The 15,810-nt window shown below is 50.0% G+C and carries 2 protein-coding genes; both read right to left on the reverse strand.

Annotation, left to right across the window (positions count from 1 at the left end):
* On the reverse strand, window positions 1–3,177 hold the full coding sequence (locus AC2CZC_RS05335; RefSeq protein ID WP_484584078.1) for an AMP-binding protein: 3,177 nt from the start codon (window positions 3,175–3,177) through the stop codon (window positions 1–3).
* Window positions 3,178–3,457: 280 nt separating this feature from the next.
* Window positions 3,458–15,622 carry an amino acid adenylation domain-containing protein gene (locus AC2CZC_RS05340; protein WP_484584079.1) on the reverse strand — a complete coding sequence of 4,055 codons (12,165 nt, stop codon included), beginning with the start codon at window positions 15,620–15,622 and terminating at the stop codon, window positions 3,458–3,460.
* Window positions 15,623–15,810 lie beyond the last annotated feature (188 nt).

Below are 15,810 nucleotides of genomic sequence, written 5' to 3' on the forward strand. Positions count from 1 at the left end.
CTAGCTGCCCAAGCCGAGTTTTTGCTGCAGCGCTTTGCGCTGCTCGGGCGATAACGTTGCCAGCTTTAATTGCGTCATGGCGATTTTTTCTAATTTTTGCGGGTTGCTATGCTGCGCGCTTAACGCCGCTGCAAATTTCACTATGGTGGCATTATCAAACACCAAGGTCGGCTCAACATCCATCAACAGCTGCTGCTTGATGCGCGTCACCAGCTTAATGGCCGCCAGTGAATGACCACCAAGGTCAAAGAAGCTTGCATCACAACTGACTTTGTCAACCTCAAGAATGTTTGCCAGCGCATCCGCTAACCATGTTTCTAATTGCGAGCCAGGCGCTACATAATGGTGGGTTTGTAATTTTGCAACGTCTGGCAGCTGACTGCGATCAACCTTGCCATTCGCCAGCAGTGGCAACTGTTCAAGCGCCACAAAAAACTGCGGCACCATGGCTTCAGGTAACTGTTCACGCAAACTGGTTTGAAGGTATTGGTTCACATCACCCGTCAATAAGCCCAAAGCGGCCTTATCTTGATAGCTGAATCCAGTCAGATAAGCCACTAACGCGGTTTGGCCAGCCACTTTATGGGCCGTAACATAACAGCCTACCGAAGTAAGACAGCGACTTACAGCAGCGGCAACGTCATTGGGCTCAACGCGGAAACCGCGAATTTGCACCTGATCATCCTTACGACCAGATAAGCTTATGCTGCCATCAGGCATATATCTGGCAACGTCACCTGTAGGGTAAAGGCGCGGTGCCCACGAACTGTCAGTAATAAAGCCTTCGTGTTCCCCTTTACCAAGATAACCACGGGCCAATTGCGTGCCCGCAATATGCAGCTCACCTTGTTCACCCATGGCACAAAGCGCGCCTTGCTCATTGAGAATATAAATCGAGGTACCTGCAAACACCTTACTCAACTTGGCAACAGTGCCAGCAAAACTGGTTAAGTCATGATATTGGTGAGACAACACCCCGACAGTCGCCTCAGTAGGGCCATAGTGATTAAAGACTTCTGTGCTTGGACTCAGTTGATGAATTTTTTGTAGTAAAGTCGGCGCACTCGCCTCTCCACCCAAAATTAATTTTTGCGGCAGTACTTTGGGCTCAGCTTCCAATAACGCTTGCAGATGTGAAGGCACAATTTTCACCACCTCAACCTGATGCGCTGTGACAAATTGCGCAAAGGCCTGTCCTTCTCTCACCGCTTGCTCAGGCGCAACGATAAGGCTGCCCCCATTATAAAAAGCGTTAAACAAACAGGTATTACCAATGTCCGCCGCCACGGTGGAGGTCAAGCCATAGCGCTCAGCCCCCAAGTTAAGTGCCTCACTGGAACCAAAGCAATAATGGGCCAATTGGCCATGCTCAATCACCACGCCTTTGGGGATGCCCGTCGAGCCTGAAGTAAACAACACATAAGCCGCTTGCTGGGCATTAGGTAAAGCAATGCTGTCCACGGTAGTCAGTTGTTCAGCCTCACTGAGTAGCGCCGCTAAACCTAAAGCATGCTCACTGCTTTGCTCACTAATATGGCACGAGGCGCCCGCCGCAGAGATGATCTGTGCTTGGCGTGCTTCGGGCCACACCGGATCTACAGGACAATAAGCCGCGCCTAAACGTTGAATGGCTAAAATCACTAAAACTTGCTCAAAGCTGCGTGGTAAAGCCACTGTGACGATGTCATTACTGACTACGCCTTTACTTTTCAGAACCTGGGCAATGCGCAGCAAACGGTTATCTAGTGCTGTGTAATCAAGGCTTTGCTGCCCATCAGTCAGTGCCAATACATCATTTTGCTGCGCAAACTGCGTCATTTTATCAAACAGCAAAGGCACATCAGTCACTGGACGATTAAGTCCCAAATGGCGCTGTTGCTCTTGCTCAGTGGCAATGGACAATGCACCGATTGGCGTGTGAAGTTGGTTATCCAATTGCATCAACAAGTGTTGATATTGCGCAAGCAGGGCCTGCACAGCATCCGCGCTGTAAGCTCGACTATCATGACGCAGTGTAAGTATCGCCTCATCTTCTTGCAGCACACACATCAAATGCAGCTCACTGCCATCATCTAAACGCAGCAGCTGACCCTGCACCTCACCGTGCCATACCTGCATCAAACAGCTCGGCGCAGTGTTTATGCCATATTGGGCGAGGCCAGCAAAGGACTCAGCCCATTCAACATGCTGCTCATTTTGGAAGTCGAAGTGAGTCAACCACGCACTGAGCGTGTGTGTGGGGTTTACTTCAATGGCCAGCGGTAAATGCAATTGATACACACCCAGTGCACCCTCCAGCTCTTCGCTGATCTGTCTGGCATCGTAGCCACAACCGGCGACAAAGCCCTTATTTTGACTGATCCTAGCGAGCAATAACCACCATGTTGCCTGCAATATGACATCAGCGTCCAATTCAAGTTGCTCGGCCAAGTTATCAATGCGCTGCAATAACGATGAGTCCAAAGTGTACGTCTGACTTTGCTGTGCTTGCCTATCGTTGACCTCAGGCGCTTTGCGATAAGGTAATTGAAAGTGCTTATCAAGCTGCTGTAATTTGCTGCTCACTTGCTGCCAGTAAGCCGCCCCTTGAGCCGCTTCTGGCGCAGAATTTGTCTCTGCCACCCAGGCTAAAAAGTCTGGGTATTGGATCACCTCATCATCACACTCTGTGCCATGCACTAATCCATCAATATATTCATAAACACTGGCAATATCTAAGGCCAGCGCATTGGCATGGACCAATAAATAAGCTTGTTGCTGAGCCTCAAAGTGACTTAATTGAATAGTGTGTCCCTGCGCTGCATTCAATGACACGGGAATCAGCTTGGCACGTTCCACCGCCGTTAAGTCCGCAGCACTGTCTAGTGCTTCACACACGGATGGAGCAGGTTCGAAAGGCACCTGTTGGATCTCGTCTTGTCCCTCGATTTGCACAAATGCAAACTGCAAAATCAGCTGCTGCTGAGCAATGTCTGCCGCTCGCTGGTTTATCACTGACACGCTTAAATCTGACGCGATCGGCACCAATACACTGTGCACTGCAGGTGTACTGTTTTCATGTGTTGATAGGTGTTGTTTTTGTTGAACACTCAGGCCAAGGCCCTGCGGATATGCATCAATATACTTTTGCATCATGCCAAATGTCTCTTGCAGTAAAGTTGGAGCCATTTGGGACATTGGGTTGCATCCAAACAGCCCATTATGAATTAACCAATAATGTGCTTACCCTAGGTGTTTTCAGCCAATCACGTTGGCATAAGCTGTGCGTTTCACAGCACCTTGCATTGGGCATTGTTTGCCCACACGCTAGGGATGTCTTTTAATGACGAGCAAGGTCGGATTTTTTTTAAGGAAAACACGCAAGAATCTGGCTTTACTTGCCTAGACACTGGCCAGCAAATGAAAAAGCCAAGATCACATGGCGACCTTGGCTTTGGGGTAACGTTAAAAAATCAGCTTACTTTTTCAATTTACCAAACTTAGCAGACTTGCGTTTTTTAGCGCCACTACTGCGTTTAGGTTTAGGTAAAGCTTGTTCAGGGTGGGCTGCCAAAGTATCCAACAGACTCAACCACTGAGTGACCAAGGTCGCCATTTTATCTTTCAGGTAGAGATCTGTTTTAAATACCAGATTACCACTGAACCCAGTTTCACTCGGCTCAATGAAGATGCCTGAGTCAAACTTACTGCTCACTTCACCACTTGGCAGCTCAGTGATCTCCATGCCGTCAACAGGCCAGCGTGGCTGTGGTGTATTTTGCATCACAAACAACTGCTGGAAGATTGGCGAGGTGCCCGCTTGACGCGGTGTATCCACCAATTGCATGATCCGCTCAAGCGTCAGCAGCTGGTGATCTTGCACCGCTAAAAATTGCTGCTGAACCTGCTTTGCCAAACTGATAAGACTCTCATCTGCACTGACTTTTACGCGCAGTGGCATCACCTTAATGAAATAGCCAATTAATGGCTCAAGCGAGAGTGTTTCTCGACCTGCCATGGGTGTGCCAACCACTAAGTCTTGCTGCCCCGTTTGCTGGCTCAAAAACGCCATATAGCTGGCTTTTAACAAGGCAAATAAGGAAACCTGATGCGCCTCGCTCAATGCTTGCAATTGCGCCGCTGTATCAGCTTGAATATCAAAACGTACCTGCTCGCCTTGACTGCTCGGCTTGTCAGGACGCGGGAAATGCAGCGGCAACGTGGTGAGCTGAGGTGCCGCCTCAAGCTGTTGTTGCCAGAATGTGTGGTTTTGAGCCCCCTCTTCGGAAGCTAAACGGGCATTTTGCCAGTGCGCATAATCTGCATATTGCACCTCTAGCGGCGCCATCGCTTCGACTAAACTACTGTCTCCAAGCTGCTCGGCATAAAACACGCCAAGCTCTTGCACCAAGTTGGCAATCGACCAGCCATCACTGACGATGTGATGCATACTGACCAATAATTGATAGCTATTTGCACCCAGTTGCAGCACTTTGGCGCGCATCAATGGTGCGGTACTTAAATCAAAACCTTGCTGCTCAAAGTCACGGCGCATTTGCATCGCCGTTTGCGCACATTCAACCTGCTCAACAGCAATGTTAAAGTGTACACTTTCAAGCACTTCACTGCGCGGCTCGCCTTCTATATTCACAAAGCGAGTACGCAGCACCTCATGGCGAGTAAGTAACTGGTTAAATGCCAGCTCAAGCGCCTGAATGTCTAGTTCACCACTAAGAGATACGCCACCCGCGATGTTATACGCAGCTTTGTCTGCTGCATCACTCATTCTGTCCGTCAGCCACAAGCTTTGCTGGGCCGCTGACACTGGCATTAGCTCTGTGCGCTCAACAGGTACCAGTGCTAAACGCGCTGCTCCCTGCTCAGACTGCGCAGTCAGTTGGGCTAAAGCCGCCAAATCAGGCGCATTGAAAATGTCTTTTACCTCAATGCCGTAATCACCTAATTGGTTAATTCTAGGCACCAAACGCAGCGCACTGATGGAGTCCCCACCCAATGCGAAGAAGTTGTCGTGTCGACTCACTTGTGGGGCATTTAACAGTAATTGCCAAATCTGTGCTATCTGCTGCTCAAGACCCGCTTGTGGCGGCACACATGCACCTTGTTCTGATGCCAATGTGAGTACCGGTAAGCGCTTACGATCCACCTTGCCATTTTGATTGAGCGGTAACTGCGTCACAATTTCAATGACTTGTGGGATCATATATTCAGGTAGCCGCTCACGCAGCGCAACTTGCAGCGCACTGCCTGTCAGCTTGTCACTGACTGCAAATGCCACTAACACTGGTTGCTCCTGCTGGCTTTGCACCAAAACTACCGCTTGTGCCACGCCATCGAGCGCGCTGAGCTGCGCCTCAATTTCACCTAACTCAATACGGTGGCCACGAATTTTAATCTGATCGTCAACACGGCCTAAGTATTCCAGCTGTGCCTGCGCAGTCCAGCGTACTAAATCACCGGTGCGATATAATCGCGTGCCATTGTCGCTAAACGGGTTCGCCACAAAACGCTCGGCGGTTAAATCAGCTTGCTGCACATAGCCTGTAGCTAAACAGCTGCCGCCGATATACAGCTCACCCACAGCCCCCAGTGGCAACAAGTTCAAGTCGCTATCTAACACATAGACGTTACGATTGCCGACCGGCTTACCGATGGGGACGTAACGACCATCAACAGAAGACTTGGCATCGCCCATCCACAGCGTCGGCGTCACCACGGCTTCGGTTGGGCCATAGGCATTAACAAACTGTGCTTGTGGCAAGCTTTGCTGAGCTAAATTAAAGTCACCATGGTGCCAGCCTTCACCGCCGACAATACATAGGCGCACTGAGTCCAGTTTTGGCACATGACGCAAGTACGCTGGCGGTAAGTCCACCACGGTGACTTGCTCAGCCTCAACGTACTCAACAAGTGCATCTGGGCCCATAGATTTCGGGTCAACCACACTCAATTGTGCGCCACTTAGCAGTGGCATTAACAGCTGTTCCAGCGCCGCATCAAAGCCCATTGAGGCAAAGAGCAAAGCGTGATCGCCGACTTGATAGTGATAATACTGCTGCATGGCATAGCAATGATCTGCCAGCGCCTGATGAGAGACAGCCACGCCTTTTGGTAACCCCGTCGAGCCCGATGTGAAAATCATATAGGCCGTTTGCTGCGGTAAAATGGTGTTGCTGAGAGGTGTGGTCGGATACACGCTGAGCATGGACTCATCCAGTGTATGGATAGGCACACCCGATAGCTCACTGGCTATATCATCACTCAGCAATAAATCGGCACCACTTTGCTGTGCAATATATTGTTGACGTTCAAGGGGCAAACTTGGGTCAATCGGCACGTATGTCGCACCGGACTTCAACACAGCTAAGGCTGCAACCACCATCTCAACGCCACGGGCAAAACGTACCGCCACAACCGAGGGAGATTGTGCACACAGGTAATGCGCCAAACGATCACTTTGCGCTGCGAGCTGCTGATAACTCAATGCCGTATAGGCAAACTTCAGTGCGGTATTATGCGGGCATTGTTTTGCCATCGCACTTAATTGCGACGTCACCAAAGACGCCGCCGTGTGTGTTTGTCCCTGACTCAAGGCATGCAACTGCGCTTGCTGTTCTTCTGGGAGCAGCACAAGATCGGCAATGCACTGTGATTGCGTATCAACTAACGCAGTCAATACCGCATTCAGTGCTTGGGCAAGCTCTGCTCGGCGCGCCGGACTGAAGCGCTCTTTGGCAAATTCAAACTCAATATTGGTGAGCCCTTCTCTGTTTTCATAGCAGTTCAGCACCAATTCAAACTGGGCTTCGCTGGCAGCAATAGATACGGGGCTCACATCTAACTGAGGCAGTGCTAGCAGCGCTTCCCCATCGACACGTTGATGGTTGATCATCACTTGGAACAACGGCTGTTCAAGGTCACGGTCTAAATCAAGGCTATCTAATAGTTGCTCAAATGGGAGATCTTGATGCGCTTGTGCGCCCAATAAGTGTGTTTTCACCTGTTCAAGCGCATCACTCAATAACACCTCCCCTGAAAGATGCGTGGTGATCACTTGGGTATTCACAAAGAAGCCAACCAGAGATTCAGTGCCCGCGTTATGACGGTTGGCAATCGGCATACCCACACGAATAGTTGATTGCCCGCTGTAGCGATGGAGCAACACCTTCAGCGCGGTCATTAAGACATTAAACAAACTGGTGTTGTTGGCTCTAGCATAGTCAGCCAAGGCTGTTTTCAGTGCATCATCGAGCTGAATTTGCTCTGTCACCGCTTGATAGCGACTTTGCTGCGTCGCTATATCGCTTGGCAGACGCAGCGCAGATAAGTCATCACCAATGGCGCTATGCCAATAACTGAGCTGCTCAGCTTTCACCTCGTCGTTTAACCAAGCCCGCTGCCACTGTGCATAATCACTATAGCGCACGCTTGCGGTGTCGATAGGTAGCACCTTATCCGAGAGCGCATCGCGATATGCCTTAGCAAAATCGTCAATGATGATCTGTAATGACCACGCGTCGGAAATAATGTGGTGCATCACAACCACCAGTTCGTGCTGTGTATCACTGTGTTTTATCAGACCAACTCTGAACAGGTTGCCTTGGGTCAATACAAATGGCTGTGCCACAAAGTCGGCACGCCATGCAGTACTGTCCGCGCCATTGGACGCATCAAACTCGTGATAGGCACATTGGCCAATCGGTGCGATATATTGCGATACCTGCGCGTCTTTATCTTCGACATACACGGTACGCAGTGCATCATGTCGATTGCTGACAAAGTCCAACGCACTTTGCAGTACCTCTGTATTGAGCGTCCCTTGCAGCATCAAGCCGCCTTTAATGTGATACGCACTGCTCTGTGGTGATAGCTTCCACAAGAACCACTGACGCAGCTCGGCAAACGACAGTCCAGAATACCTCTGTGCCTGACGCTGTAGCACCGGCTTGGCACTGGCTTCATTGCCATCAATCAGCGCCGCTAATTGGCCAAGATTGCCCGTACTCAGTAGCTGAGGGAGTTCAAAGTGAAGCCCTGATTGCTTACCTTGGCTCGCCACACTCAGTGCTTTAATAGAGTCTCCACCTAGAGCAAAGAAGTTATCCTCTCGGCCCACTTGCTCTGCGCCTAATACAGATTGCCAAATAGTAGCTAAGCGTGACTCGGTCTCTGTCTGCGGGGCAATGTACACCTGTGTTTCTTGCCACTGTGGTGCTGGCAATGCTTTTCTATCGATTTTGCCATTGCTGTTATGCGGCATTTCATCCAACGTCATCACCAATGCAGGCACCATATAATCAGGTAGCCACTGGGCGATGGTGGTTTTAATCATTTCGCTATCGAGTGCTTTACCAGACACATAGCCCACCAGCTGTGTTGTGCCCGTGCTGTTGTCGTCAACGACCACCGCTTCACTGACTCCGCCACAGCGATACAGCTGCGCCTCAATGTCACCCAATTCAATACGGTAACCACGGATCTTCACCTGATGATCCGTACGGCCTAAATATTCAAGCTGACCAGCTTGGTTCCAGCGCACCAGATCGCCAGTGCGATATAAACGGCTACCATCATCCGCAAACGGGTTTGCCACAAAGCGCTCAGCGCTGAGGTCAGGACGAGATAAATAACCACGGGCAAGGCCAAGGCCAGCAATATAAAGCTCACCAGCCACCAGCTGTGGACACAGGTTTAATTGGTTATCCAGCACATAAAGCTGAGTATTTAAGGTGGCATCGCCTAAATGTACTGGCGCCTGTGTCACTTGGTAGCAACTTGACCAAATGGTGGTTTCGGTTGGGCCATACATGTTCCAAAGTTGAACGCCACTTTGTGCCAGATCCGCCACCAACTCCGCAGGCAGGGCTTCACCGCCACACAGGGCCCGCTTGCCTTGCACTTGCGTTAATAAATCAAGCTCTAGCAAGCTGCGCCAACCTGCTGGGGTAGCTTGTATTAAGTCTTGCTCGGCCAGTAACGCAGCGCTCAGCGTCGAGGCATTTTGTGCCACTGTGACCGTACCACCACTTATCAGCGGTAGATAAATTTCTAGCCCAGAGATATCGAATGACAACGAGGTTAATGCCAATGCATTAAGCGCACTCTCCAAGCCCAATTGCTGCTGCATACCCAGTAAGAAATTAACTAGGTTGCCGTGACTGATCGCCACGCCTTTTGGCAAACCTGTGGAGCCTGAAGTATAAAGGGTGTACACCAGTTGATGGTGATGGCGCTGCACATCGAGGTTGCCCTCGTCATATGATGTCAGTGGCAGATCTGTGACGTTTAAACAGGTCACATCTTCAGCAAAGCTCACCTTTGAGTTAGTAAGTGCAAACTTTGCACCGCTGTGCTGACAAATATAATCGCGGCGCTCTTCTGGTAGCTCTACCGCGATCGGCACATACACGCCACCCGCTTTACTCACCGCCAGTATTGCGACAATCATCTCAATACCGCGGGTCATGCTGACAGCCACTGGCATTTCTGTGCTCAGTCCTGCTGCAAGCAGCGCCTGCGCCAATTGATTTGCGCGACCATTCAGTGCGTCATAGCTGAGCTGCTCACCTTGCTCATTTTGCACCGCAATAGCTTGAGGCGTTTGCTTTGCCTGTGCTTCAAACATTGCCAATGCATCGCTGCTCGGCAGGGGTTGTGATTTACCAATGCCGAGCTGCTTCACTTGTGCTTGCGTAGCGTCGTCGAGCAACTGAATGTGCCCAAGAGGCTGTTCAACTTGTGTTTGCAGCGCCTCAAGTAGACGCGCCAAGTTATTCGCGAGATGCGCCACAAATTCAGTGCTCAAACGCCAACCTTGGTATGCAAAGTTAATGGTCAGCCCCTGCGCCGTTTCGACAAATACCGTCAGTGGATAGTTGGTTTCTTCACGGTTTTCTACCAGAGAGAACTTTGCTCCACCTAACTCATTGGCGCCCAGTGTCTCTGAAATTGGATAGTTTTCAAAAATGAGTAAGCTGTCAAACAGACCTTGCTGGTCAAAGCTCACTTGCCCGTCCGCCAATTTTTGAATTTGATACAAAGGCGTGTGCTCAAATTCACGGCTTTGCATACTGTCTTGCTGGCAGGTTTTGAGCCACTGTCCCACAATTTGCTCATTATCGAGGGTGCTTATCACCGGCAATGTATTGATAAACAAGCCGATAGTGCTGTCACTACCGACTAAATCGGCAGGTCGCCCTGAGGTTGTTGCACCAAAGCACACCGCCGATTTATTTAACATGCGGCTCAGTAGCAATGACCACGCACCTTGCAGTACGGTATTAACCGTGATCTCTTGCTGCTGCGCAAAGGCTTGTAACTGCGCCGCTTGTGACTCATCGAGCTGCAATGTGTGCTGTGCATACCCTAACTGGCTATCCAAGACATCACGGTTTTGCAGTTCAGTCAGATAAGAGGCGTCATTTAGCTGTGCAAGTCGGCTTTGCCAATACGCATCGCCCGCCGCCTCATCTTGTTTGGCAAGATATGCCAAATAATCTTGATACTGGCCACCGGGCTGAGGCAATGCTTGCCCTTGATACGCCATCATGACTTCAGCCAGCACCGCCGTGCTGCTCCAGCCATCCAATAACATGTGATGGTAAGTCCAAATGAAGTGATGCTGTTGCGCCGATTGCTGCACCAAGGTGAACGACATTAAGCCCACCTCTTCAGTCACCGCAAAACCTGTATCTAAAATTGTGCGGGCTAGTTTATCGGTTGATTTTTTAGGCTCCGCTTGCCAATCCAATTCATCAAATACGATTTGATGGTCATGGATGACATACTGTAAAGGCTGTTGCGTCCCAGAGATAAAGCCTGTGCACAAGGCATCATGTCGCGCGACCACTTGCTGCCATGCAGCCTTAAAACGCGTTACATCCAAGCCGCTGATATCCAGCCTTAACTGATTCAAATACGCAGCACTTTGCTCAATCATGGAGTGGAACATCATGCCTTGCTGCATCGCAGACAGCGGATAAATGCTCGACACCGACGACGGGGCAATCGGCAGTGCATCTAGCTCATCTTGAGATAGGCTCAGCAATGGTACATCCGCAGGTGTCAATCTCACTTCAGCCTCAAGGCAATGGTTAATAACTTCACTGAGTGCCTGCTCAAAGTACTGCGCAAAATCAGCCATGTCCGATGATAATAACCGTGCACCACTGTAGCTGATGGCCAACTGTAACTGGCTGTTTTGGATAGCGCCATTAATTGCAATGTCGGCGCTGAGCGGGTTTTGTGCAGCAATGCTGCTGCCGACGCCGTCTGTATTCATCTGCCAATCGGCTAACTGCGCATTGCTGTTGGCATCTAGCTGACCTAGATAATTAAATTCAATTTGCGGCTTACGCTCTGTGCGCAGCGCCTGCTGCTGTACTTCGCTGCCATAATATTTAAATGCGCCATACCCGATGCCTTTATTGGGGAGCGCACGCAAACGTTCTTTGGTGCCGATAATGGTCTGTGCCAAATCATCACCATCACTTAACTTCACCGGATATAAAGACGTGAACCAACCCACAGTGCGGCTTAGATCTAATTGCGACTGCCATGGTTCACGGCCGTGTCCTTCTAAGAATACCTGTGCGTCGGTGCTGCCTGTCCACCGCTTCAATGCCACACTCAAAGCAGCCAACAGCAGTTCATCAATATGTGTACGATATGGGCGTGATGCCTGTGATAACAAGGCCTGAGTATGCGACTCGCTCAATTTAACTTGCAAAGTTTGTGCGCTTGCGATGGTCGCATCGCCCTCTGCCACATAGTTAGGTAATTCAAGGGCATCACACTGCTGGTTTTGCCACAGGGCAAACTCATTGGCGTGAGCACTTGGGTAGGCTTGCAACTGCTGCGCCCAATATTGATAGCTGTGGCTTTTTGGGGGTAGTGCAATTGCCTTACCCGCAGTAGCCAGTTCAATGCCTTGCAATAAGTCATCCACTAAAATGCGCCAAGAGACACCATCAATCACCAAGTGATGGGCAATTAAGATCAAGGCTTGTCGGCTTTCACTGTGGACATACAAAACCCGCAGCGAGTCAGCACGCTGAATGCTTAAGCTGGCTTGTGCCTGCTCAGCAGCATTGAGCAAATACGCATCAAATTCGCTGTCTGTGGTTTGCTGATACCAAACCACTTCGCGGTAATTCGCTTCATCGTACTCACGATACGCTTGTTGCCATGACCCTTGATGTTGAAATTGCAGACGCAAGCTATCGTGATGCTTGATCAGCATTTGCACACTGTCGTTCAACTGTGCCAAGCCAATGGGCGCTGGTGGCGTCAAGCGAATAGCTTGGTTCCAATGATCAACCTGGCTGGGTTGTCTGGCAAAAAACGTATGCTGAATCGGCAGTAATGGCGCATCGCCGCTCACCACTTGCGGGATTTTATCTGCGTCGCTCAACTCACTCAGCGCCTTGGCTAACTGGGCAATGGTCGGTGCTTCAAATACTTGCTTGGCGCTCAGTGCAAAGCCATGCTGGCGCATCGCTGACACAATTTGCAAGCTCAGGATCGAGTCTCCCCCCAAAGCAAAAAAATTGTCATCACGACCAATGGGGCTTTGCCCTAGTACCTGCTGCCATGTCTGACACAGTAATGTTTCTCGCTCCCCTTGCGGTGCTTGATAGGCACGCTGAGTTTGCAACTTAGGCTCAGGCAATGCTTTGCGGTCCACTTTACCATTGCTGCTCAGCGGCAATGCATCCAGTACCATGATGCTGCTAGGCACCATGTAATCGGGCAAGGCATCGCTTAAGCCCTGCTGTAAACGGCTTTCATCCAAAGACGACCCACTGACATAGGCTGCTAATCTCGCACCGCCATTGGGGCCACTGACTGCCACCACAACGGCTTCTTTTACGCCATCTTGGGCAAACAATTGCGTCTCTATTTCACCCAGCTCAATACGCAAACCACGGATCTTCACCTGATGATCGGTTCGACCCAGATATTCAAGTTCACCCAGCTCACTCCAACGTACCAAGTCACCACTGCGATATAAACGGCTACCGTCATGGGCAAATGGATTGGCAACAAAGCGCTCCGCACTAAGATCAGGGCGATTTGCATAACCGCGCGCAAGACCAATACCGCCTATGTAAAGCTCACCCACAGCACCAATTGGACTGAGGTTCAGTTGCTGATCCAACACCCACAGCTCACATCCGGCGATCGGTTTACCGATTGGCACCGCTTTGTCTGCGCGGCCATCACATTCGTAATAGCTGACATCAATGGCCGCTTCCGTTGGGCCATACAGGTTGTGGATTTCCAGTTGCGGTAACAGCTTAAGCGTATCGGCTTGCAAAGCCGCAGGCAGCGCTTCACCGCTACAAATAATATGCTTAATGCTGGTACATTTTTGTGCCAGTGGCTCACTGATAAAGGCTTGTAACATCGAGGGCACAAAGTGCAATAAGGTCACCTGCTGGGCTTGAATAAGCTCAGCAAGCTCACGAGGTTCTTTGTGCATTTCCGGCTCAGCCACCACCAAGGTTGCGCCGCGCATCAACGGCCAGAAAAACTCCCACACAGAGACATCAAAGCCATATGGCGTTTTTTGTAATACGCGATCTTGATTGCCAATCGGATAGGCTTGGTCCTGCCAGCTGATCCGGTTGTACAAAGCATGGTGGTGATTCACCACGCCTTTTGGTTTGCCCGTTGAGCCTGAGGTATAAATTACATAAGCCGCTTGCTGCGGTAAAATAGTGACATTTGGATAGTCACCACTGTGCGTCTCTAATTGCTCTGACAGCGCTGACCAAGCAAAATACGGTACGTTAAATTGCTGATTATCGCGATTTCCCAGCACCAATTTAAAAGTGCTATTGTGCGCAATATATTCAACGCGATCCGCAGGTAAGTTCGGGTCCAATGGTACGTAGGCCGCGCCGCTTTTCATCACCCCGATAAGCGCAATCACCATTTCGAAACTGCGGTCAAAATACACGCCAATTTGATCTTCTGCGCCTATGCCTTGGGCAATCAACCAGTGCGCCAATTGATTGGTGCGCAGTTCAAACTGTGCATAACTCATGTGCTCACCAGCAAAGATCAATGCACTTTGCTCTGGTGTTTTTTGAGCTTGCGCACTGATGATGTCGGCAATAGAGTCTTGCCATTCAAATGCTGACTCGCCATTTGAAAACGACTCCAAGCTCTGCTGTCTGTGCGCTGGATACCAATCTAAATATTGTAGTGGCGAGGCCGGGTGCAAAGAGACCGCACTGAGTAGCGCAGCCAGCTCATCCAAGCAATGTTTGGCAAAGGCTTCGCTGTATAACGTGTTGGCATAGTAAAGGTGCAACGTGGTATCACCGCTGACTTCTTCAATCACATCCAATTGCAAATCAAAAGGCATAGAAAAGCGCAGCGCTTGAGTATCTTTGAGCCTTACTCCTTGCAGCGAGTCCATCGCACCTTTGTCACGCTTTAAATAATTAAACATCACCTGAAACAGTGGGTGACTGCCGGTGCTGCGTGGCGGTTTAATGGCATCGAGCAGGTGCTCAAAAGGCAAATCTTGGTTGGCCTGTGCGAACTGTGAAAACGACTTGGCTTTATCCAGTAACGTTGAAAAACTGTCTTGCGGCGCCACTTCCAAGCGCACCACTTGAGTATTAATGAAAAAGCCGATTAAACCATGCGTTTGCGCATGGTGGCGGTTGGCAATGGGCACGCCCACTTTGACATCATGTTGGTCGCTATAACGATGCAATAAATATTGAAATGCACTGAGCAGCACCAAATACGGCGTCACCTGATGCTGCTTGGTCAGAGCCTGCACTTGCTGCCATAAGTTGCTGGGCAGCGTTATCGATTGGGTCGTGATGGGGTAGTTGCCGCCTTGTCTTGCCAAGCTGTTTGCGGGTAGGCGCAGGGGTTCAAAATCGTCGCCAAGCGCCGCTTGCCAGTCTGTTAATTGCTTGTCTAGCAATGCAGTGTGATCTTGCTGTGCAAGCCACAAAGCATAATCTAAATAATCGGCTTGCGGCGTCAGCTCTGGTAAACTCTGCTGACTCTGCAACAACGCATACGCTTGAATAAATTCATTAAATAGCTGCTGCATCGACGTACCATCAGTCACAATGTGGTGCATCACAACCAGTAAAGTGCACTCACCCGAAGATTCAAGCAGTGCCACACGTAGCAGAGGCTCTGCGGTTAAATCAAAAGGCTGGTCGGCAATCTCAAATGCCTGCTGCACGGTATCAGCTTGGCTGGGCACATCAATAAAAGTAAAGGCATTATCTGCTTGCAACTGCTGAACTGTGGTGCCTGCTTCCTCACTGAAACGACTATTTAAAATGCCGTGTTTTGCCACCAAGTGCGCAAAGCTTGCTTGTACCCAGGCTTTATTTAACTGCCCTTGAAAAGACAAGGTGCCCGCTAAATTGTAGACACTGTCTGCTGGGTCTAACTGCCACGCAGTCCAAAGTCGTTGCTGAGCCGGTGTCAATGGCACTTTAGCGCTTCTATCTTCGCGCACCGTTAACTGATTTTGTTTGGCTCTAGATTGACTGTCGGCCAATTTGGCTTTGAGTTTTAATTGCTGTTCTTCAGTTAATGCGCCACCGCGCTCGCGTCTTCTTCTGCGCTTTTGCTCGCTCATGCTGATCCCACCTGGCTATCGATTGTTATGCACTGCTGTGTGTCGGTCGAGATAAAAAACAAAGTATTGCTTTGACTGTACTCAACCACATTGCAATGGGTTTTGGCTCGCTACCACATGACACTCACCACCATACACAGCAACTCAAACAAGGCATCTTTGCTGCATTGCTGTTACTTAATTAGGTT

It is taken from the genome of Pseudoalteromonas sp. MMG033 (assembly GCF_057197785.1).

Bases quoted from the DNA above. Each gene is read 5' to 3' on its own strand.
- AC2CZC_RS05335 (WP_484584078.1), bottom strand. From the start codon at position 3,177: ATGTCCCAAATGGCTCCAACTTTACTGCAAGAGACATTTGGCATGATG.
- AC2CZC_RS05340 (WP_484584079.1), bottom strand. From the start codon at position 15,622: ATGAGCGAGCAAAAGCGCAGAAGAAGACGCGAGCGCGGTGGCGCATTA.